Raw genomic sequence first — 20901 nt, 5'->3', positions numbered from 1 at the left:
TTACCATCTAGCAGTCTATGAAGAGCTTCAACATCGCAATCGCCAATCACGTAAGTAATGCGTTTTTTGCACTTCTACAATCTTTTGCTTGTATTCCTTAATCCGATAATTCATTGCATAAACACGGCTTTGTACTTCTGCAATCATTGCTCTTGTAGAATGTGTCGATACGAGCAGTATCACTCAATTCCAAAAGCTAAACATAAAGCAAAATTAAAAGCTATGGAAGAGGAAATAGACGAATATGTCTATTTCTTTTTTTCTATGTCGCAGATTATTTCGTATTACTCATATTGTCCTGTGAAAACCACTTTTATCACTTGTAAAAAAAGCTTTTATTTTTCATTCATTTACTTTAATATCGATAAGGGCACCCCAAAAAAAGAGATAGAGGTGCTTTAAATGTACGGTATTATTAATTATGAAATGTTTTTATTAACAGGGATTTTATTAAATTTAATCCCTGGTGCGGACACCATGTATATTGTCGGTAGAAGTATTTCGCAAGGTAGAAAAGCTGGTATTTACTCTGTGTTTGGCATTATTACTGGCTCCTTCATTCATACGTTATTCGTTTCTTTTGGCTTATCGCTCATACTTACTAAATCTATTGTGTTATTTAATACTATTAAAATCATTGGTGTTATTTATCTCGTTTATCTAGGGATTAGAATGATACTGGATAAGTCAAACTTAGGTTTCGAGGCGTCCTCCAATCATTTAAACATAAGAAAAATTTATATTCAGGGACTCTTAACAAGTCTAACGAATCCAAAAGTTTCTTTATTTTTTATTGCGTTTCTCCCACAGTTTATCGATGTGAAGGCGTCAGGTCCTATTCCTTTTTTAATTTTAGGACTTACTTTTACAGCAACTGGACTACTATGGTGTTTATTTGTTGCTTATTTCTCTTCGTATATTACTAAAAAACTAAGAGGAAACCAAAAGGTAGGAATGATCCTCAATAAGATAACCGGAATAATATTTATTGGAATGGGGATAAAATTGCTTCAAACGAAAGCCCCGCAATAAATTTGTATAACAATGCCCCCAACAGTCCTTTCATTTCAAGGGACTGTTTTTTATTTATCCACTTCTTTTGCACATTTCTCTCATATTGTTCATTAGTATCATGTAGCATGTGAGGATGCCACTGCTTTTTTATTTTCATATCTATGTCACAGGGCTATTCACTATACAAACATAGCTATCACATCATAATAATAGTAAGGTAAAGCTAATTTAGCCTTACACCTCCGAAGGTTTTACTGAGGGTCACTCCTATCCCAAGTGACCCTTTGTTATTTTCTTATCTCACAAAAAAATATTTTTTCAATGCCTATAGCTGCATGGTTTAACACCCCACTCCTTCTCTATAGCTTACATATTATAGAATGTAGAAAGGAGGGATATATATGGGATACTACGGAAACGTTGGTGGTATAAATAATGGATGCTACTATGGTGGCGGATATGGTAATGGTTCTTCATTCGCCTTAATTGTTGTTCTATTTATACTTCTAATTATTATCGGCGCTACTTTTTTGAATAGAGAGTATTAAAATTTCCGATTTAAGGGTCCCCTCCCCAGCCTGGTGACCCTTTTATTCAAATAGTTTATTTTACATTTACTGTAATCAATGCTAATGAAAAATTACACATTATTTCTGTGGAGGCTACACTAAAAATATTGCTGATTGAATTACACAACGCAATTTGGATTTTTGTAGTTATTTTTATTTAAATGTTGAAAACTAGTCTCAAAAAAACAACTCATCTAGTTAAAAACATTAATAACAATTTAAAACTACTAATTTGGAAGTTTTAGAATATCAATTCACATTCATTTACTAAAAGAGATGTATTCATATTTCTAGTGACTTCGCATTGTATTTTTTAACGTTCGATTTATAGAAAATAATTGACTGCCGTATTATTTATCTCTTTTTTTCCTCTTACATAATCTTGTGGCATATCTTACAAACACTCATTTTAAAGACATATACTCCTGGCCTTTATACCACACTTTTTCTTGTTACCCGCTCATACTGCTCATTTTCTTATATCCACTTTCTCATCTTCGCAAATTTAGGAAGTAAAGTCTTTGTTATACTTTCTTTTACTTTTTTCAAATTTCTCGTTTCAACGTTTAAACCTGTAATAGAACAACTGGAAATCATTTAATCACAGCCACTAAAAACCAAAACCTTTTGGTATGAATTGACTTTAAATGCTCAATACAGTTTTATTTTAGCGAATCATAAGTTAGTCAGTGCCCTTGCTTAAACTTTCCACAGTCTTTTTACATCGACCAATTCTTGCCCATCGAATTCCATTCTGTATATGTCTGGCTTTGTTGTATGTAGTAAAAAGTTCAGATCATATTTACTATCATAGAACCCCATCATTAAAGTCATAACAGCCCCATGAGTGCCGATTACTACTTTCTGTCCTTGATATGTATTTATTAATTCTTTTAAAACTTTAATAGCACGTTGTTGGCAGGCAGCATTTGACTCTCCTCCCTCTAAAGCATAGATTGGGTCAGAAAACGACTTTTCTAATAAAGGGAATAATTCCTTGTCTGAGATCCGCTTATCCCCAGCACTAAAAATTTGCTCTTTAAGATCTTCAAACACAATTACCTCTTTTTCTATTTGTTCAGCTACATTCTGAACAGTTAAAATTGAACGACTATACGGACTTGAGATAACAGTATCAATGCCCTCTTTTTGTAGAATATCAGTTATTCTTTGAGCGTCTAATCTACCTTTTTCAGTTAATTCTCTCGTTCTCTCATTTCCATCTTTTGGTGAATCACCGTGTCGTACTATATATATAAATGTTTTCATAATGCCCCCTGTATTGCTTCTTTTTTTGACCTAAACCACTTAGGCGACGATGCTAAAATCCATAAAACTTCTACTGTTCAACTTCTGATATCGGTAAGACTGTTGAATATTTAATTTCTCGTAAAGATAAGTTCGTTTGTATGCGGGATATGCCCAGTCTATTTAATTTTCTTATAAAGCGATCTAATTCTTTTCGATCCTTAATAACAACCTTTAAAAGATAATCATACTCTCCAGTTAAACAATGGCATTCTAATATTTCTGTCATTGTTTTTAAGGCATTTTCCAAAGCTTCTAATTCCTTAGCTTGATGAATATTTGTACTCATGAATATGTAGCACAGTAAATCGAATCCCAGTTTCTCTTGATTTAAAATGGCAACTTGTTTGTCAATAAATCCTTCACTTTCTAAACGTTTTATTCTCGTATGGGTTGCCGGTGGGGACAAATTCACCCGTCTCGCTATCTCTGCATTACTTATCTGAACCTCTCTCTGTAAAATATCCAGTATTTGAGTATCAACACTATCTAATGATTTTCTTTCAACATCTTTCATGCATTTTTCTCCCTTTTTTATATTCGAAATTTCAGCTACATTCGGCGGCTTTTATTAATTTTATTCCGAAAAATCCAGTTATTCTTATTGTTATTTCGTTTTTCATTCATCATACAAAATATTATACAGTTAAAAAGATAAAAATGTTATTATTCTTTTATCTAAAAACTCAATTTTACATAAGGAAATCAAAGGAGAGATCGTGATTTGAAGAATGTCTATGTTTTATTAATGCTTTTAACTAGTTTACTTTGGGGAGGCAATTTTGTAGTTGCCAAATCTCTTGTTGATCATGCCTCTCCGTTAACATTGACGAGCTTAAGATGGCTCATTGCCGTCGCTGTGCTTCTTCCATTGGTGTGGTGGAAAGAAAAAAGATTACTTCCCTCTCGGGATGCCCTCCTCCCTTTATTGTTAATGGGCGTTACAGGTGTGGTATTGTTCAATATCTTTCAATTTTTAGCATTGGAAAGAACTACGTCGACGAATGTTGGCTTCATTTCTACATTAAATACAATTTCAATTGCAATTTTTTCAACTGTTTTTCTAAAGGAAAAGATTAATTTACTTCAAGCAATTGCAATGCTACTGTCACTGTTCGGTGTTCTCCTCGTCCTCTCAAAGGGGAATTTCAACTTATTATTGTCATTTCATTTTAATTTGGGTGATTTATGGATGCTTGCAGCTGTATGTGTATGGGGAATTTATTCTGTTTGTAATAAATGGGCAATGAAAACTACCTCGCCACTAATGGCAACATTGTATTCAGGGATATTTGGACTTCTTATCCTATTGCCGTTTAACCTTAGGGATTTTACCATTTCTAATGTTAATCATTCTTTTATACTATCACTTTTATATACAGGGTTTATCTCCACTGTCGTTTGTATGGTACTTTGGGGCATTGGTATTCAAAAATTAGGGGCTACTACATCCGGTGTTTTCCTTAATTTCAATCCAATTTTCACAGCACTTCTAGCGTTTTTATTTTTAGGAGAGAGCATCTCTTGGACGCAAGGAATTGGGGGATTGATTGTTATTATTGGATGTTTTTTATTTTCGCATTTTAAATCAAAAACGAATCAATTAATGAAATTCTTCTTCAAATCTAGGTCAATAAAACCCATTAACTAATCTTAGAGTAAAAGCTCTATAAACACAGAGTAAAATGCTTCACTTAAGGTAGGCTGATTTCTCATAAGGGTCGCGGCATAAGTAATTACAAAGTTAAGTATAAAAAGTTCCCGAACCTTGTTTTGGGAGCTTTTTTGTATCGAACAACCTTTATCGAGTAAAAACGTCTATGTAAGAAATAGAGATAAAATTGAGGTGACATTATGCGATTTATTTTTAATAAGATAACACTTTTTAGCATAATTTTTTTATCATTTTGTTTAATAGTAATTGGATCTTTATTACAAATGATCCTTATCCCTTTACAAGATATTAATTCTATAAATAGTCAAGAGCTATTGGAATTTCAAAAAGAATATGCAATAAACTATCCCTTAGGAAATGGGCTACTCAATCTAGGTCTATTTCTGATGATTTTAGTAATAATTCTATTCATTATAAAGTTAAAAATCTTAAAATATAATAATCAAAATTCAGATTTTTAACGATCCAACCTCATTGAAAAAAATCCCCAAATAAATGTCAATACAGTTTTTTATGTAAAGGCGTAGAACACAGTTAATTACAAGGCTTTTTGGGATTTTGCAGAAAAACGCTGCTGGTGCACTGTCTAAATAAAACCATATATAGAGAGTGACGAGACCCTTATTGAAACAACCTCCTTCTATAAACATTGATGTATCAACGGTTTCCACCATTTCATGGTGAAGAAAATCGTTCTTAGTCCGACCTCCTTTATTTCAGCGGAGGTTTGGACACCAGCTAAAAGAAATTAAAGTGAATTATATTTTTTTACTTCTAAAGGAATCGATATTATATATAAATCAATAGCATATGTAGTAATCGTAATCCCTTTACCTTCTTCAGTAAATTTTGCTTGAAGAAACCGCTCAGAAACTTTTCTTTTCCCCCATTTTTTAGGGAGCCATTCAAATCCTAAAAACATACTATTTATCACCTTAAAAGTATTTTATTTTATAAAGCCTAAACGATAATTTAAACTGCATCCCAATTGTTAGACCTGCTAACAAATCAGAATGTAGTTCGCGCTAAATGATGCTCTTTTTCTTTTGGCATTAATTTCATTGTAAAATAAGAGTTAATGATTTTCAAAAAAGAATTCTAACACTAAGCTCGTCGTGTGTTCACTGTCTTGTCAATATTATGCTTCAACTTATGTGGCAAATAGAATTCCTTTCCCCTCTACCTTCGTACATGGTTTATACTCTAAATAAGGTGTATTAAGTACGAATGCCGGGTATTGAACGTTAACGGCTGAAAATAAAATATTCGAGGTGGAATGCCGATGGAACATTGTTGTAGTGGCCTTAAAAATAAAAACACTATTAGTTGTCCCTCTTGTAAAAATAAAGCTAAAATTGTACAACTAATAACTATTAAATCAATGATGAAACCATCTGTATTAGGATCTATAAACGCTATGGATAATCACTATTTTTGTGCTACTAAAGATTGTCATGTCGTTTATTTTGATACGAGCAATAAAGAGTATCTTCTATCTGATATAAAGATAGTTGTACATCAAAAGGATGATTCATTAAGTACACCGGTTTGTTATTGTTTTGATTGGACTAAAGAAAAAATTAAACAACATGTTGAAAATGAACTCGCTCCTAATCCATTAGAACATATTCGAGCAAATATAAAAGAAAACCGTTGTGGCTGTGAGGTAAACAATCCTCAAGGTAGTTGTTGTTTAGGGAATGTTACGAAATATATTAAAGGTCTAGCCTAATGAAAAATATAGCCCATCATCATAACGTATAGTTGATATCCGTTCCAACTAGGCCCATTGTAGCTGACGCTTCGCTCTCACACAGAGCAAAGCTTCCTGGGGGGCGTTCAGTCGGAACGGAAATCAACTTATATTCATGACATCCGTTTTAACAAAGAATGATTTCATTTTCTTCTAACCTTCAATCGTTCCAAAAATACTATTCTTCGTAAAAACCATTTTTATTAAAATCATACCATTTTTGTATCTTCTCTTCTGAATATACTTTTAGATGATTCATAATCTCTTTTGCAAATTTCAACGTAGCAGTCCCATTTGCTGTTATGAGATCACCGGAGTTAAAACATTGCTTTTCTATATAAAATTCACTTCCACAATAATTGGGACAACTATTGACAATAAAATCATGAGAGTTGCCTGTATGTTCTACTTTATTTAAATAACCATTGTACGCTAAAAATGTAGTTGCATCACATATAGCTGAAATTAACACACTATTAAGTTGACAGTAATCAACTATTTTTTTCACATCAACTAATTCGTAGCTTTTCTCTTTCCATATAGTTCCTCCACACAATAAAAGTTATTTTTACTTTTTAAATAATCCTCGATGGAATAATCCGGAACAGTTTTTAGACCGCCCATTGAGCTTACTGTTTCCTTTGTTAAGGCTATCGTTACAATTCTAAAATTCTTCCCTGAATTATTTAATTCGGGACAAATATAACTTAATTCCCAATCTGCATAACCATCGGATATCATTACTGCTATTTCTGTTGTCATTATGAATGACCCTCCTTTTCGAAAAGAATAACAAAAGAAAGTTGACATAAACCTGTCAACTTTCATAAAAATTACTTATTTTTTTTATGGTGTTTTTAATTTCATCTACTAGAAAAGGAGGTTCAAGCACTTTCACTTTGTCTTTTAAATGAATGACGAAATCAATGGCCCACGATACATCGGAAGTTTTAAATGTAATCGTTGCGCTGTTTGAATGAAATTGAAATTTTTGTACCCCTATCTTATCCATTAAAAAAGCTTCATCTTCCTTTTCGTATTGCAGTCCAACGTCAAACAAAGTATCATTTTCCTTAAAATAGTTATTTTCAAAAAAGAGGCTTGAATCTGAAATTTCGTGTTCTTTGGCAATGAACTGTTCAGTCAAAATATGATAAGACAAAATACGGTTAAGTTTAAACAAACGAAACTGATTCCTCTCCAAACAAAAAGCATATAGATACCACGATGAGTATTTGAATAGTAGTATATATGGTTCTACTGTTCTTTTGCTATAACCAAACTTTGATTGATATTCAATTGCCATTAATAACTGTCCTCTAATTACTTTTCTAAAGTGTATTACATAATCTTGAAAGCTGTTATCCGTGAACCATGATGATAAGTCGATGACAATATCGGCATTTTTAAGTATCGTTTGCTCATCTTTTTCCACAATTTTAGTAATTAGATGATTTATATTATTTTCTGTATGTATACTATTTAGTGCATCCAAACCAATTAGTATACTTTGTAAATCATCAATAGAGAAAAACTTTTTATCAAGTTTTTAGTTGGCTAAAATCCCCAATCCCCCACCTTGACCTGGATAACTCACTATAGGAATTCCCGCTAAATTCAGTGATTCAATATCGCGATAAATAGTTCGTTTCGACACTCCAAGCTTTTCAGCCAATTTCTTGAGCTGTCATTTATTTCTTCTTCCTTTTTCAATGATTCTATTTTTTACTTATTCGTTATCTTTACCCTTTTGTTCAGTCTGAGCAATTTTCCAATAAGTGTTTGATCCATTACATTTTAAAGTTGCATTTTTCGGTACCTGTTTCATTATAAGAAGAAGATTTAGTAAATCAACTGACGATCCCATCGAGTTTAGTATAATCAGGAACTTTAATGTCGTTGTTAAAAGTCCAAATGCACTGAAAATTAGAGGGAAAATTATTGAAAGTATCATAAAAGGTGCAATCGTAATGAATATATATCTTGATTTTGAAATTTCTTCTTCCGTAATGACAAAACCCCCGAACAGAGTTAGCCCTACAGAAGTTTTTTCTGATTTCATAAAATTAGGAATGAATATCAAATGAAGTAGTTCGTGAATGATTAATAGTAAGACGATTCCCAAAATAACGCTTAAGTTAATGGTTATTGATAATCCAGCAGAAGCAAATCCAAAATCTCTCAATGAAATACTAGAAAAAATATTTATTACCCCAATAGAGATCATTGAAGCGACAATCATTAAAGGGATAGATAACAAAATAGCACTTATTAATTTTTTTGGTTCTTTCATCGGAATCCAGCCATCTTTAATGAAGTCTACATGTAATTTTGGGTTACTTTTTGGCAATTTGTTTAATAGTTTCATTTAACCCCTCCTTTTATAATTTCACTTAATTGGAATATGCCTTCTTTCATTTCATCGAGTGAGGCATACCCATAGGAGATTCGTATAAACTGTCCCGATTTTTCAGCATAAATACTACCGGGATTTAGAAGAATATTGTTGGATAATGCTTTTTCAAATAGCTTTTTCACTTTAAATTCAGGCTTTATTTTCACCCATATGAACAATCCACCTTTTGGGATGTCCCACGTAGCGTAATGGCTCAAATATTTATTCAGTGCATCTAAAGCAATTTTTCTACGAATGCTAAGTTGTTCTCTTACGTTATTAAGATGATCATCATAGAAATTACTAGCTAGCCACTCTGCTGCAACGAGTTGTGAAAGTGTACTTGATCCATAATCGGATTGCATTTTTAAATCTGCTAATCGATTTATGACTGACTCCGAGCCAACGATCCAACCAATTCGTAATCCTGGACTAAGGGTTTTCGATAAACTTCCAACATATAATACATTTCCGTATAGATCCATTGCTTTCAATGGTTTAGGTGGTGGATTGTCAATCCATAAATCACGGTACACATCATCTTCTATAACTGGCAGCTGCTCTCTTTCACAGTATGCAATTAATTTCGCACGTCTTTCTTCTTGCATTAAAGCGCCTGTTGGATTATGGAAGGTCGGAATCGAATATAAAATATTTTTTCCTTTTTCCTTTGTCGGATAAATTGAATCGATAATAATCCCCTCGTTGTCCATTGCTAATCCTTGCAACTCCATCCCTGCTGACTCAAAAACAGTCAACGAGTATAGATAGGACGGCATTTCTAACAACACCGTCGAAGCTCTTTTTAGGAGCCCAATCGAGATTAGATGTAAAGCTTGTAGCGCTCCAGAAACTACAAGAATGGACGCCGGAGACGCTTCGACCCCTCTTACCTTTAAATAGTCACTAATGGCTTGCCGTAATTTCATATTTCCTTTCGGCTCTTCATAGCCAAACGAAGTTAATTGATTCGAAACCTTTTGAACGATGGTTTTCATCTCTTCTAACGGGAACATCTCTGGTGATAATTCCCCTTTACTCAATTGAATAAGATTCGTATTTGATTCCGCTTCGTTAATCTCCTGCACCATCGAAACGCTAGGTTTATGAATGCCTAATCTGACATTTTCATTCCAGTTAGTCGAGGTTTTTGCCCCCATCAAAGTCCAAGTATTATTGGTGACGACCGTTTCCTTCCCTGCTTTTCCTTCTAATAGTTCATCTGCCATTAGTTCCTCTAATGCCGTTATGACTGTACTACGATTAACCTCAAACTGTTTTGCTAAATTACGCTGACTTGGTATGGGACTTCCGATCGCCCACTCCCCTTTAGCAATTTTTCCTTTTATAAAATCTATAATCAATTGATATTTTGGTTTTTTCATATATACGCTCTTTTCTGAACTGGTTGGTTTTTTTCATTTTAACCTGTTGGAGAAATTTTACCAAAATCCTATTAATATTGAAAACATAAAATTAAATGGTTGGATAACGAGGTGTATTCATGTTAAAAACATTAGATCTTAAAATTATTTCTGCTCATTTCATAACAATCATAATATGGGCATCGGCTTTTCCAGGAATACGGGTGGCATTAATGGCCTATTCACCTGAACATTTATCACTTTTACGATTATTAATCGGATCATTCGTTTTAATAATTATAGCAGTTATTAGAAAAATTCCTTTACCTAAGTTAAAAGACATTCCCATTATTTTATTACTTGGCTTTTTAGGTTTCACCGTGTATCAAGTAGCACTAAATTATGGAGAGCAAACGATTAGTGCTGGCGTTGCAAGTTTACTTGTTTCAACAACCCCAATATTAACGGCTTTATTAGCTGTATTCTTTTATCGTGAAAAGCTTGGTTTATGGGGATGGGTTGGTTCACTTGTTGGTTTTTGTGGTGTAGCATTTATTTCTGTAGGAGGTTCAACTGAAAGTTTTACTTTTAATACTGGCATTGTCATAATTTTAGTAGCATCCCTTTCAGAAAGTATTTACTTTGTTTTTCGACATCGTTATCTAGAAAAATACGGCGCTATTCCCTTTACGATGTACGCCATTTGGTCAGGTACTATTTTTATGCTACTATTCTCACCCGGCCTAAGTGAAGCAATAATGGATGCCCCGTTAAATGCAACATTAGTCATTTTGTATCTTGGAATCTTTCCAACAATCATTCCATATTTTACGCTTGCTTATGTTACTTCGCGAACAGGGGCAGCTGAAGCAACAAGTACGCTTTATTTAACCACTGTTTTTGCATTTCTTATCGCATGGATTTGGCTTGGTGAAGTTCCGCATTTTTCTGCCATAACTGGTGGCTTGATTACTTTAATAGGTGTATTTATTGCCAACATAAAGAAAGAAGATATTCGTAAAGAAAATAACAATGCTCACAGTATAAACTAACTGGCTCGATTGCCAAAAGCTCCAATGATCATTACAGACTGTTGACAATGGGTATTAGTGTAGTTAACGCTCTATACCTATTGTCTGTTTTTTAATATTATTAAATAATCTCACAGACAACATAAAAGCCTTCCACATTTGTGAAAGGCTTTTAGCGATTTCTAACTCTCACTTGTAATAAAAATCCATCGCGTTTTGATACAAAATTTTCTCAGCTGCCCTTGCCTCAAACAATTCTTGAATTAGTTCAATATCGGCATAAGCAAAGGGTCTTTTTGCTCGTGTGGACGGCAGGTCTGTACCGAACATTAACGCTTCAGGATTGACAGCATAAATAGATTTCAAAGCATGTCCTACATCGAGCTCCACACGACCAAAACCTGTCGCCTTTACTCGTACACCTTTTTCTACGAGGCGTAACAAATGAGGTAAGCCTTCCTCGGATAATCCCAAATGATCAATTGAAATCGCTGGTAATTTTTCAATCGTCGGTGCAATTTCAGGCAAATCTTTTGCGTCGATATATAATTCACTATGCCAACCAGCTAAATCATACACACGTCTCGCAAAATAATCGAGCTTGGATAAATCTTCAGAACCACCACGTTTCACATTGAATCGTAGCGCACATACACCTTTTTTATGTAAGTCCATAATCTTATCATCTGTCGCCGAAAACGGTAGTTGCGTAACACCACAAAATGCAGAACCCATTTTCTCTAAAGCATTTACTAAATAATCTTGGTCAAAACCTTGAAAAGAACCTGATACAATTGCACCACCTACAATATGATAAGTCGCTGTTTCTTTTTGGTAATCTTCAACAACATAGCTAGGTGGTATATATCCTTGATTTTCAGTAATAGGGTAATTAAAATCAATAATGTGAAAGTGTGCATCAAAAATTTTCATCTTTCCGCCTCCTTTATCTTATGTTATCAAACAAATAACATAAAAGAAATTTATGAATTCATGTGGAAATCCATAAGTTTTTCTTATCAAACAGAACAACCGTATCGTTGAAGACTTGCACAAATCCTTATTTTGAGCCAAAAATAATTCCTTATAAGAAATACCTTAAAGCATTACTTCCAGATGTAAATAACGCTATAAAACCTGCAACCATGAACCCTATTGCATATTGATTCTCTTGTTGTTTTCTCTTGCTTATCCAAAATAATATCATACTGATTAATACTAAAATTATTCCCGACACTGCACCTGTTATAATGCCTATAATCATTCCCATTTCTAGTAGCTTTCTCTCTTTTTGTTTTTTTGTTGTAAGTACAAGTATTTATATCTAGAACTATTTTACATTACTTCCTGTTACACCACATCCACGTTTTCAATATTACGAATACCTAGATACGCAATTATTACTCCAACTGCTCCAAGCCCTATTTGCAGTGGAATGAAGGTCACCAAAGAAATTTCTGGGTTATAAGCACAAGCAATTGCTACCACGAGAAGAGATGAACCAATAGTAGCCGGGACAGAATAATTACGCATTCCAAAATAGAAAGGAATTAAACTTGTTCCTGTTGCGGCAATAGCAAAAGGTACTATGTTTATGGCTTCACCTATGAACTGGCTTGCAGTTATTGTAAATGGGACGATAGGAAAATAAGTATTAATGATCAAAAATAGACCCGCAACAACGATATTCGACATCATCGTAGTCATGAATGTTAAAAAAGCAATCAAGGTCAATTTACTAGCAATCAGTTTCTTGCGACTAACAGGATACGTGAACATAATCAACATTGTTCTATTTTTATACTCTTCAATAACTAGTTTCGCAATTAATACAGAGGCAAACACAATAAACGTTGCCCTCACGCTTGCACCAATCAGTACATTAACTTCTTCGTACGTTGAAATGGGTATATCCCCCTCCTTCTGCGCAATAAAAATTACTGAACACACTACTGCAGTTATCATGATGTTTGCGATCATCGCCCCTTTCACATACCAACCTAAGTTAAATTTTTTCATTTCCAGTTTCAGTAAATGCAGCATAGAACGAATTCTCCTCTTCAGTTTGTTATTGCATGATAATAAAAACAACACTCATTATGTTGAATAGCAGCCTATAACTATTCTTGAATTTATCAATTATTAAACGTAATAAAATAATAGCTATAATAATAGTCACTGTCGTTTTAACAAGAATATCTAATAATAGCATTAGTCCGCTTCCATTTTTAATTCCCCACGACACAAGTTCAATAGGACAGGAGGTCGCCACAATACAAATGATTATTTCTATAAAATAGTTAGATAATCGATATTTTATCCATCCTAGTTCTATCAGTTTAAGCATGGATTTTCTCTCCGTTCGTTTATTTAAGAAATACTCCTCTAAAGAGCTATGTTTTTAAGAGTAGCTGACATTAATTGATAATCTTTTTAGCACGCTTAATCCATAATAGAATTTCCCCCTTTCCTATACTTTAATTGTACGAATCGATCATCTCTTTTTTCTTACTCATTCCTTACAAAATTATTAATTGTAATAAACTACAATTGGTCAGCAGTTCTAAATTCGCTGATTTAAATTGTCTTGATAGAAAGACAATTTGATTTGTTTTAAAGTGAGAGAAAATATCTAATAAAAAAAATACCAGGCTCAAATTAATGAGTTCCTGGTATCTTGGTTTTACCTTATGACATTGAAAAATTTATACATTTATTGCATAGCACGTCTTTCTGAATAAAGCATTTGGAGTCGGGCTATTTGTTAAGACAGAAGTATTAAATTTCTTTACCCAATTCAAAATGATTATGTATTCTCTATTAAGCCTTTACTTGACTTCGTACTGAATTACTTTGGTTTGTTATATTAGTAGCAATATAAACACCTACCAACACCATCACCATACCAACGATTTGTATCACTGTAATTGAGCTGCCATACGCAATAACTGCAAGTAATGTTGCGACTATAGGCGTCAAGTTTAAATACAAGCTTGCTTTACTACCTCCTAAGCTCTCTACACCCTTGTTAAAAATAACATAGCCAATCAATGTCCCACAGACGACCATATAAAACATTTCAATCCAACTTTGAACCGACATATTAACTACTTGATCCCAACCGCCTTCAAATACCGTGCTGATCGCTAGGAAAACAGCACCAGATAACATCATAATAGTATTCGATAGCATTACTGGTATACCTTTAAGCATGGATTCACCCATTAATGCATAAATAACTCCGCATAAAAGTGCCCCGACAAAAAGAATATCTCCTAAGTTAAAAGAAAGAGAAAACAAATCAGAAAGGGACCCTTTGACAATAACAATAATTACGCCAATCATCGATAAAGCTAAACCTGTTCCAGATTTGTTATTCCATTTTTCTTTACCTAATAAGACTGCCCCTAACATAGTGAATACAGGCATCGCAGCTATAATTAACGCACCATTTGTTGCTGAAGTATACTTCAATGCCGTAAAGAAAAGAGCATTATAACCGAAAATTCCGATAAAGCCAATAAATAATAAACCTTGCCATCGATTTCTAATTACTTGCCACTGCCATTCTTTCTGAATTGTTATGAATGTAACGAGTATTATGCCTGTTATGCCAAAACGTAGCGTAGCTGCAACAAGTGGTGGAACTTCCGTAATGACATGCTTTGCTGTCGCAAAGGCTCCACCCCAAAACAAAGGAACGAGCAGCATTAATAAATACATGTTTCTCGATTGATTTTTATTTCCCATGATTTAAACCCTCCTAATCTTTTGAACGACGTTCGTATGTTTAAGTTTTTAAACATACGAACATTATTTGGTAAAAAAGAACAAATCAATAGCTTTGCTCAATAGTTTGAATTAGCTCTTTGATTTGTTTTAGAAACTCATTAGAACTTAATGAATAATATTTTTCATTCCCATTCCGGTTAAAAGTAATTAAACCTGCTTGTCTTAAAATTTTCAAATGATGGGAAACGGCTGGTCTAGAAAGCTCTATTCTTTCTGTTAATTGATTTACGTTTAGGCTATCATGTGTGAGTAATAGAATGATGATTTGTTGACGATTCTCATCACCAAGTGCTTGGAAAATGGGGGTTGATAATTTAAATTTTTCTAAAACGTGTTCTTTGTTATTGCAATTAAAATTTTCCATAATTCCCACCCCTATGTTTAAAGTTTTAAACATATTTAATTTTAATTAAAAAACACAATTTGTCAAGATACTATATATTTTCTATATAGAACCCATACCAAATGGATACAGCAATCTAGCTTTTATACATAACCTTTTTGATCTGCTTCTTCTGAAAGTTCAAGATCTGCACCACGTTCGATTAAACCAATAGCATTGTTACATACTTGTTCTTGAAGACATTTTCTCTCTAGTTGTATTGCTGCTATACCGATATATACTAAAGACATTACTTCCTGGTCATCATCAATACTAAATTCATCCATTGCGCCCTTTAATGGAGTAATGTAGGATAATCTATTAGCTCGGCTAGTAAAAGAAAAAATGTTTTTCAGGTATTAAAAAATTTACGATAAAATAAATCTCAAGCTATACTGGCTTAAAAAAAACAAAAAGGCTGTTCAATCGGAGAACGTTTTGAACAGCACTCTTCTTATTCCCTAAGCCATTTCAGTTTTACATCATCCTCTAAACAACCGAGTTGATCGAAATGGCTTGCTATAATGCCAAAATACATATTTTCATATGCGCTTACATCGACTTTACGTAGCGCATCATTAACGATATATGCAGCATCCTCTCCTAGTGCAAAAATTGTGTTGAAGGCACGTACTCGTATATTTTGGTCTAAATCAAACATAGCAAATAACAACTCATCAGTCGGAATAGGCTCACTAAAATGAGCATATGGATCTTCATAAGTAGCACAATAAATTCGCTCTCTTGCCTCCTCAAAGGTATCACCAAGTAATACCCCTCCAGCAAAAATCCCATTATCCGTTTGCGAAAGAGTAGCCAAATCAATCTCTACAAAGTGCATATCTTTTACAATATAGTATTTGTCATCTAGGTTTAGCGCAATAACATAATCATCCCACGTAGCGACTTCTCCCGGTTCAATATAAACTGCAGGACGATACAAGTATTTTGCTGTCACATCTTTGAAGAAAATCGTCCATTCAGCATAAGGGCTACCAAAACTAGATAAAACTCGTAATGCAAAGCTACCTTCGATCATTATTAATTCGTCATACACGTAATAGCCTTCTAGATTACCTTCTGTTTGTGCATCATGAAAAACTAACTGCACAATTGACTCGACTGTAAACCCGCCACTCATATCTAATAGAAGCGTAAAATTATTTCCTTGTTGCTCAGCATTTAAAATTTTACCATCATGAAATGATTGTGAAAAAACGGTTTGTGCTGACGGATTAAAGCATTCAACAATTGCTTCACGCTTTTCATAAATAGCATTACTCTTAGTTGTGAACTGCTCAATTGTCACATTGCACCATTCTTCAAATTCTTCCATTAAAGTATCATTTCGGAATAAAGTTCGTTCAATAATTCCCGACTGAAACTTTTGTGGTAAGACATCTATATACTCGGCTAAATGCTCATATAAATGATCTTCAAATTCAGCATCGAACTCTTCCTCAAATGGATATGTATGTGCTGCGTTGAATACTTCCTGTCGTTCACGTGTTAAGAAAAACATCATTCCACTCCTTTTTAGTTGTATAGCGAAAAATAATGAATAAATATTATAATAGATACTTCCGTTTATTCTTCTAGACTCTAAGGGACTTGAACTTCAGAATACCTTTAAGTAGTTGATTACTTCATACTTAATTGATGGCGTTGCAAAACTAAAAGGATAGTTCCTATTTTCTTCATTTCGCAAACCTCATCCCTTTATTTCTAAATATATCATTTTTTTAATTGCTATTTCTTATTGAACTAAACTGTCTAAATAATTTCATAATCTGGCCCGATTGTGGAATAAGAAAAGATCCTGCACATCAACACAGGATTTTTAATCAAACTTTCTTATCAATTATCAATCTTTATTTTAAATAATCGAATTTTGTTTTAAATGTTCAATCTTTTTTGTAAAACTACAATTGAAAAATTGTATTGCGGTAAGTGTATTAAAAAGCAAAAGACAGTCGATTTTATCCATAAAAGCATGGTTTTCCAAATTCATTATTCTAAATTAGGATTGGTATAACACTACACTACATTCAGTAACACTCGTGTATATTTATTGATACTAAAACTTACAAAATTATAAGTTTTATGTAACTCAAATTTAATTGTTAAAACTAAAATCGTGTTGTAGAATTACTATTGTTAATAAATAATAAGAAAACATGATTTGAGGTAAGAGTTTTTATGAAAGACAAAAAAATTCAATTTATAGCTATTTTTGGTGGTACTACAATTATCGCTCTAGCTCTAATAGCTTTTTTCCTTATCGACCAAGGTATGCCTAAGGAATTTAGTGAAGAAGCATGGTCAGATACTAAAGAAAAAGCTATACAAGCTACAGTTGAGCATTTTAAAAACGAAAACAATATCGATGTTACTATAAATGAAGTTAGTTCTTCAGGTGAATATGCAACTCATGAAGTATACTTAGAAGGTCATGTTGTTGGTAATGAGAATAAAAAAATATCTGCTGTTGTAGATACTTCTGAAGATAATTACCAAGTAAAATCTGTTGATATGAACACCTAATAATAATTCACTTTTTTTAGAACCCTTTGAACAGTTAGCTTAATTGTTAGCTGTTCTTTTTATTGCACATTTTCTTTCAGATTTTCATTTAATATAGATATGAAATTTATAGTTTCACTTTGGTATATCTGTTTAAAGTAACCTTCTACTTCTGCTTGGCAATATCCATACCAATAACGAATGTATTTTCAGTTTCTTGATTAATTTTATTATTCCATTTAGAATGCATAAAGGAGTCCTCCTTGTTTGATGATGGGTCAATGGTCGTTGACACTCATGCATCATACTAGAGGGCTCCTTTTCTTTCAAGACCTCGATCATCCTTCAAACAGGAATGCTGCACCGTTAGTTAGTACAATTTTTCACAATCTCCCTTAAAAATAATTGAGATAATTTCCAATCAAACACCCAATTCCAATTACGAACAGAAATATAGACCAAACATATTATATATAATATGTTCGGTCTATTTACTACACGTTGAAGGTTGTCACCCTAAGATAATTTAAACAGCCCCTTTTTTATAAGTCATCAATGTCATATTCAGTAAATCCCTCATAGTAACAGCTAATATCAATCCCCTTCATGAAAACTTCACGGCTATTAATTTCATCTACCAAAGCATTTTGTAGCAAATGCTTAATTTCAATATCTCTAATCGGACTACGTTCCATAGCCAGTAAATAATCTTCCTTGTCAATCTTATTCCAATCAACAACCTTATGAAGTTCTTTCTTAAAGATTAAATCTAACCATATCCTAGTCGCTCTGCCGTTGCCTTCTCTATAAGGATGGGCGATATTCATTTCAACATACTTTTCAACGATTTCATCAAAAGTAGTTTGTGGCATTTTATCTATGCGATTCAAAGATTGGTTAAGATACATTACTGGCGCAAATCGGAAATTACTTTTTGCTATATTGACCTCTCGAACTTTTCCAGCAAAGAAGTAAACATCTTCAAATAGATATTGATGGATTTCAGAAAGACCCTTGAATGTGCCTACTTCTATTTCATTCATCTTTCCTAAATCGTATAGATCTTTGGCTTTCTTCTTTGAAAGTCGTTCTTCTGTACGATTCAATTCAAGGTTCTGTTTACACATCTTACGCGTATCAGAAAGCAGTCAAAGAAAAAGGAATTATCATGAGCATGTCTCGTAAAGGCACGCCCGCTGATAATTCCCCAATTGAAACGTTCTACCTCGATGATATTTATCGCACAACAAATGCGTGTGTAATAAATATTGTCGAAGAATACATTTACTATTATAACAATATTCGAATTAAAACGAAATTAAACAACCAGTCGCCGGTTCAATACCGTCAACTGGTTGTAAAATAAGGTGTTTTCTTACTGTCTTAAAAATGGTACTCAGTGCCGTGAATACCTAGACTTTTTTATGCGTGTTCGTCTGTTAACCATGACATTACTAGTTTACCACATAATTCCCAAAAATTTATGAACAAATCATGAAATTTCTGGATATTCAGCCATTTTATTGCCAGAATTAAAATCATTGTTCACTTTTCTTATGTTTGAATTCCTCGACCATACTTGAAAGTTTCATGAGCGTTTTCCAATTACGGACAGTTGCTGGAATTTCAAGCTTTTTCAGATGATTACCGAGTTTGGAGTTTCGAATGCTGTCATGAAATAATAGATACACATTTCTTCCATCAATGACACTAAGCTCTCTTTCGTTTGCATAGGATAAAAACATGTCGCTATTGACCTTCGAAGGAGCTGCCGGCAACAATGCAACATGCAAGCATTCTCCTTTACAGGATTGCTCCGCTTGTGAAATCTCCTGATTTGAAAAAGGAATTTGACTAACAATTTGTAGTATTTCTTCTGCTGTCCTCATAACAACAACACTAGATATCCCAAAATCCTCTTTTATTTTATCGTGAATTTTCCTATGCAAAAGCTCCTCGGTTTCCTCTGATTCAAAAAGGATGTTTCCACTTTGGATATATGTCTTCACATTATGTAATCCTAGTTGCTCAAGAGAACTTCTTAATTGTGCCATGATTATTTTATTGTACCCGCCTACATTAATTCCTCTAAGAAGTGCAATATAAATCGTCATACAAATCCACCTTTCGAATTACAATTTATATACTAATAATAGATACTTCCTTATATTGCTTCAAAGGATTCTCCTCTAGAAAATCGACAATTTCTACGAACAGACCATAAAAAAGAGCTTATATCTTTTATTACTTTGTAATTTAAGATATAAGCTTTTCTTATCAAGCCAGTAAGAGATCCTGTATAATTTAATTTTATCTGAATGCCCTTGAATGTTCTTTCTTATCTATAAGAATCATGTGTAGGATGAAACAAGTCTTCTTCCGAATTTCTAACAACAGAAAAGTGTTCGACATTGTAATGACCATGAAGTGTATTGTTATGATGCTTTATAATTTGTTCTGCACTAAAAACATCACTACACGCTGTTGAATGACCATCACCAACTAACGTGACATCCAAACCGCTAATAGTCGCAGTTCTTACGGCGCTATCTATACAGTGCTGCGTCGAGCACCCCATTACAACAACATGTTTAATTTCTTGAGATCGAAAATGATTTAACAGTTCAGTCCCATGGAAACAATTCGTTGCTTTTTTATCGAAAACCCTTGCTTCTTTAGGAACATTAATGCCATTATGAAATGAATAGCGAATCCTTTCCCTTTACCTTCAGCAACATCGAGATCCCTTACGAAGACGACTAGAACATTGGATTTTCTTGCTTTTTCGATGACTAAATTGATATTTCTAATAAGCTGTTCCTTCTTAAAAACAGCCCTTTCTTTCTCATTACCATCCATTAATTCTTGCTGCGCATCAATAATAAGTAGAGCTTGATTCAATTAATTTTCCCCTTTCAATTTGAGGAAACACTTTAATTAGACGATTTCCCCTTTTTGTTTCACGGCGCTAACATAATTTTTGTTCATACTATCTACCCCCTCGTATATTAGTAGTAAGAGCTCTATCCGATATAATTTCCAGTTGATCCGGACAACTGGGGATCTGTTGGGTTTCCTATAGGAGATAGTCGCCT

General features: G+C 33.4%; 23 protein-coding genes and 3 pseudogenes. 8 read left to right on the top strand and 18 right to left on the bottom strand.

Features of this window, described 5'->3' with window-relative positions; genetic code table 11:
* Positions 1-402 precede the first annotated feature (402 nt).
* The 3 genes from ACIPKN_RS22850 (at position 403) to ACIPKN_RS22840 (ending at position 2184) form a co-directional block, all read left to right on the top strand.
* Positions 403-1032 (top strand): LysE family translocator, encoded by a 630-nt coding sequence (locus tag ACIPKN_RS22850; RefSeq protein ID WP_400940526.1) that lies wholly within the window; start codon positions 403-405, stop codon positions 1030-1032.
* Between the two features lie 383 nt (positions 1033-1415).
* Positions 1416-1562, top strand: a complete 147-nt coding sequence (locus ACIPKN_RS22845; protein ID WP_400940524.1) for a YjcZ family sporulation protein — start codon at positions 1416-1418, stop codon at positions 1560-1562.
* 355 nt (positions 1563-1917) lie between these two features.
* Positions 1918-2184: an HXXEE domain-containing protein gene (locus ACIPKN_RS22840; RefSeq protein WP_400940693.1), complete on the top strand. Its 267-nt coding sequence runs from the start codon at positions 1918-1920 to the stop codon at positions 2182-2184.
* Between the two features lie 98 nt (positions 2185-2282).
* Here the strand turns inward: ACIPKN_RS22840 and ACIPKN_RS22835 are convergent, their stop codons facing one another.
* On the bottom strand, positions 2283-2852 hold the full coding sequence (locus ACIPKN_RS22835; RefSeq protein ID WP_400940522.1) for a histidine phosphatase family protein: 570 nt from the start codon (positions 2850-2852) through the stop codon (positions 2283-2285).
* A gap of 70 nt (positions 2853-2922) precedes the next feature.
* Positions 2923-3408 carry an Lrp/AsnC family transcriptional regulator gene (locus ACIPKN_RS22830; protein WP_400940520.1) on the bottom strand — a complete coding sequence of 162 codons (486 nt, stop codon included), beginning with the start codon at positions 3406-3408 and terminating at the stop codon, positions 2923-2925.
* Between the two features lie 231 nt (positions 3409-3639).
* Between ACIPKN_RS22830 and ACIPKN_RS22825 the strand changes: the two genes are divergently transcribed.
* Positions 3640-4542 (top strand): DMT family transporter, encoded by a 903-nt coding sequence (locus ACIPKN_RS22825; protein ID WP_400940690.1) that lies wholly within the window; start codon positions 3640-3642, stop codon positions 4540-4542.
* Between the two features lie 772 nt (positions 4543-5314).
* Here ACIPKN_RS22825 and ACIPKN_RS22820 read toward each other — a convergent pair.
* Positions 5315-5488, bottom strand: coding sequence for a hypothetical protein (locus tag ACIPKN_RS22820; RefSeq protein ID WP_185903505.1), 174 nt, complete (start codon positions 5486-5488; stop codon positions 5315-5317).
* Positions 5489-5848: 360 nt separating this feature from the next.
* On the opposite strand from ACIPKN_RS22820, the gene ACIPKN_RS22815 reads away from it, so the two are divergent.
* Positions 5849-6298 carry a putative iron-sulfur cluster-binding metallochaperone gene (locus ACIPKN_RS22815; protein ID WP_400940517.1) on the top strand — a complete coding sequence of 150 codons (450 nt, stop codon included), beginning with the start codon at positions 5849-5851 and terminating at the stop codon, positions 6296-6298.
* 199 nt (positions 6299-6497) lie between these two features.
* On the opposite strand, the gene ACIPKN_RS22810 is transcribed toward ACIPKN_RS22815, so the two are convergent.
* From ACIPKN_RS22810 to ACIPKN_RS22785, 6 genes are read right to left on the bottom strand one after another with little or no spacing between them, the layout of a single operon-like run.
* Positions 6498-6827, bottom strand: a complete 330-nt coding sequence (locus tag ACIPKN_RS22810) for a DJ-1/PfpI family protein (protein ID WP_400940514.1) — start codon at positions 6825-6827, stop codon at positions 6498-6500.
* A gap of 5 nt (positions 6828-6832) precedes the next feature.
* Positions 6833-7081 carry a DJ-1/PfpI family protein gene (locus tag ACIPKN_RS22805; RefSeq protein WP_400940512.1) on the bottom strand — a complete coding sequence of 83 codons (249 nt, stop codon included), beginning with the start codon at positions 7079-7081 and terminating at the stop codon, positions 6833-6835.
* Positions 7082-7136: 55 nt separating this feature from the next.
* The gene (locus tag ACIPKN_RS22800) at positions 7137-7814 is read right to left on the bottom strand and encodes a helix-turn-helix transcriptional regulator (RefSeq protein WP_400940509.1); all 678 of its coding nucleotides are present in this window, start codon (positions 7812-7814) and stop codon (positions 7137-7139) included.
* A gap of 54 nt (positions 7815-7868) precedes the next feature.
* Complete coding sequence (locus ACIPKN_RS22795; RefSeq protein WP_400940507.1) at positions 7869-7994, bottom strand: HTH domain-containing protein; 126 nt, start codon at positions 7992-7994, stop codon at positions 7869-7871.
* A gap of 54 nt (positions 7995-8048) precedes the next feature.
* Complete coding sequence (locus tag ACIPKN_RS22790; RefSeq protein ID WP_400940504.1) at positions 8049-8687, bottom strand: DUF3267 domain-containing protein; 639 nt, start codon at positions 8685-8687, stop codon at positions 8049-8051.
* Positions 8684-10099, bottom strand: coding sequence for an aminotransferase-like domain-containing protein (locus ACIPKN_RS22785; RefSeq protein WP_400940502.1), 1416 nt, complete (start codon positions 10097-10099; stop codon positions 8684-8686). Before ACIPKN_RS22785 ends, ACIPKN_RS22790 begins: the two co-directional genes overlap by 4 nt.
* A gap of 119 nt (positions 10100-10218) precedes the next feature.
* On the opposite strand from ACIPKN_RS22785, the gene ACIPKN_RS22780 reads away from it, so the two are divergent.
* Positions 10219-11130, top strand: a complete 912-nt coding sequence (locus ACIPKN_RS22780; RefSeq protein ID WP_400940499.1) for a DMT family transporter — start codon at positions 10219-10221, stop codon at positions 11128-11130.
* Positions 11131-11298: 168 nt separating this feature from the next.
* Here ACIPKN_RS22780 and ACIPKN_RS22775 read toward each other — a convergent pair whose 3' ends face one another.
* From ACIPKN_RS22775 to ACIPKN_RS22750, 6 genes and pseudogenes are all read right to left on the bottom strand, one after another.
* Entirely contained in the window at positions 11299-12042 is a 744-nt protein-coding gene (locus ACIPKN_RS22775; protein WP_400940497.1) for an amidohydrolase family protein, read from the bottom strand.
* Positions 12043-12459: 417 nt separating this feature from the next.
* A complete protein-coding gene (locus ACIPKN_RS22770; RefSeq protein ID WP_400940495.1) occupies positions 12460-13152 on the bottom strand; it encodes an ABC transporter permease in 693 nt (230 codons plus the stop codon).
* Positions 13153-13929: 777 nt separating this feature from the next.
* Positions 13930-14859: a DMT family transporter gene (locus tag ACIPKN_RS22765; protein ID WP_400940492.1), complete on the bottom strand. Its 930-nt coding sequence runs from the start codon at positions 14857-14859 to the stop codon at positions 13930-13932.
* Between the two features lie 85 nt (positions 14860-14944).
* On the bottom strand, positions 14945-15265 hold the full coding sequence (locus tag ACIPKN_RS22760; RefSeq protein WP_400940490.1) for an ArsR/SmtB family transcription factor: 321 nt from the start codon (positions 15263-15265) through the stop codon (positions 14945-14947).
* Positions 15266-15387: 122 nt separating this feature from the next.
* Positions 15388-15582: pseudogene (locus tag ACIPKN_RS22755) on the bottom strand (MarR family transcriptional regulator); the annotation flags it as partial.
* A 155-nt stretch (positions 15583-15737) separates the two neighbouring features.
* A complete protein-coding gene (locus ACIPKN_RS22750; protein WP_400940487.1) occupies positions 15738-16808 on the bottom strand; it encodes a DUF4085 family protein in 1071 nt (356 codons plus the stop codon).
* 674 nt (positions 16809-17482) lie between these two features.
* On the opposite strand from ACIPKN_RS22750, the gene ACIPKN_RS22745 reads away from it, so the two are divergent.
* Positions 17483-17827: a phosphoglycolate phosphatase gene (locus ACIPKN_RS22745; protein ID WP_400940485.1), complete on the top strand. Its 345-nt coding sequence runs from the start codon at positions 17483-17485 to the stop codon at positions 17825-17827.
* Between the two features lie 521 nt (positions 17828-18348).
* On the opposite strand, the gene fic is transcribed toward ACIPKN_RS22745, so the two are convergent.
* Positions 18349-18933 (bottom strand): protein adenylyltransferase Fic, encoded by a 585-nt coding sequence (gene fic / locus ACIPKN_RS22740; protein ID WP_400940483.1) that lies wholly within the window; start codon positions 18931-18933, stop codon positions 18349-18351.
* Here fic and ACIPKN_RS22735 point away from each other — a divergent pair.
* A pseudogene (locus ACIPKN_RS22735) lies at positions 18909-19172 on the top strand (IS3 family transposase); the annotation flags it as partial. The gene fic and the pseudogene ACIPKN_RS22735 sit on opposite strands and share 25 nt — an antisense overlap.
* Positions 19173-19344: 172 nt before the next feature.
* On the opposite strand, the gene ACIPKN_RS22730 reads toward ACIPKN_RS22735, so the two are convergent.
* Complete coding sequence (locus ACIPKN_RS22730; RefSeq protein WP_400940480.1) at positions 19345-19920, bottom strand: DUF1697 domain-containing protein; 576 nt, start codon at positions 19918-19920, stop codon at positions 19345-19347.
* Between the two features lie 224 nt (positions 19921-20144).
* Positions 20145-20707, bottom strand: a pseudogene (locus tag ACIPKN_RS22725) (isochorismatase family protein).
* Between the last annotated feature and the right edge of the window lie 194 nt (positions 20708-20901).

This window comes from Lysinibacillus sp. NPDC086135, from assembly GCF_044746345.1.
Taxonomy (GTDB): Bacteria; Bacillota; Bacilli; order Bacillales_A; family Planococcaceae; genus Lysinibacillus.
This window is presented reverse-complemented; position numbering and strand designations above follow the sequence as displayed.

Bases quoted from the DNA above. Each gene is read 5' to 3' on its own strand.
- ACIPKN_RS22850 (WP_400940526.1), top strand. From the start codon at position 403: ATGTACGGTATTATTAATTATGAAATGTTTTTATTAACAGGGATTTTA.
- ACIPKN_RS22845 (WP_400940524.1), top strand. From the start codon at position 1,416: ATGGGATACTACGGAAACGTTGGTGGTATAAATAATGGATGCTACTAT.
- ACIPKN_RS22835 (WP_400940522.1), bottom strand. From the start codon at position 2,852: ATGAAAACATTTATATATATAGTACGACACGGTGATTCACCAAAAGAT.
- ACIPKN_RS22830 (WP_400940520.1), bottom strand. From the start codon at position 3,408: ATGAAAGATGTTGAAAGAAAATCATTAGATAGTGTTGATACTCAAATA.
- ACIPKN_RS22825 (WP_400940690.1), top strand. From the start codon at position 3,640: ATGCTTTTAACTAGTTTACTTTGGGGAGGCAATTTTGTAGTTGCCAAA.
- ACIPKN_RS22820 (WP_185903505.1), bottom strand. From the start codon at position 5,488: ATGTTTTTAGGATTTGAATGGCTCCCTAAAAAATGGGGGAAAAGAAAA.
- ACIPKN_RS22815 (WP_400940517.1), top strand. From the start codon at position 5,849: ATGGAACATTGTTGTAGTGGCCTTAAAAATAAAAACACTATTAGTTGT.
- ACIPKN_RS22805 (WP_400940512.1), bottom strand. From the start codon at position 7,081: ATGACAACAGAAATAGCAGTAATGATATCCGATGGTTATGCAGATTGG.
- ACIPKN_RS22790 (WP_400940504.1), bottom strand. From the start codon at position 8,687: ATGAAACTATTAAACAAATTGCCAAAAAGTAACCCAAAATTACATGTA.
- ACIPKN_RS22785 (WP_400940502.1), bottom strand. From the start codon at position 10,099: ATGAAAAAACCAAAATATCAATTGATTATAGATTTTATAAAAGGAAAA.
- ACIPKN_RS22780 (WP_400940499.1), top strand. From the start codon at position 10,219: ATGTTAAAAACATTAGATCTTAAAATTATTTCTGCTCATTTCATAACA.
- ACIPKN_RS22775 (WP_400940497.1), bottom strand. From the start codon at position 12,042: ATGAAAATTTTTGATGCACACTTTCACATTATTGATTTTAATTACCCT.
- ACIPKN_RS22770 (WP_400940495.1), bottom strand. From the start codon at position 13,152: ATGCTGCATTTACTGAAACTGGAAATGAAAAAATTTAACTTAGGTTGG.
- ACIPKN_RS22765 (WP_400940492.1), bottom strand. From the start codon at position 14,859: ATGGGAAATAAAAATCAATCGAGAAACATGTATTTATTAATGCTGCTC.
- ACIPKN_RS22760 (WP_400940490.1), bottom strand. From the start codon at position 15,265: ATGGAAAATTTTAATTGCAATAACAAAGAACACGTTTTAGAAAAATTT.
- ACIPKN_RS22750 (WP_400940487.1), bottom strand. From the start codon at position 16,808: ATGATGTTTTTCTTAACACGTGAACGACAGGAAGTATTCAACGCAGCA.
- ACIPKN_RS22745 (WP_400940485.1), top strand. From the start codon at position 17,483: ATGAAAGACAAAAAAATTCAATTTATAGCTATTTTTGGTGGTACTACA.
- fic (WP_400940483.1), bottom strand. From the start codon at position 18,933: ATGTGTAAACAGAACCTTGAATTGAATCGTACAGAAGAACGACTTTCA.
- ACIPKN_RS22730 (WP_400940480.1), bottom strand. From the start codon at position 19,920: ATGACGATTTATATTGCACTTCTTAGAGGAATTAATGTAGGCGGGTAC.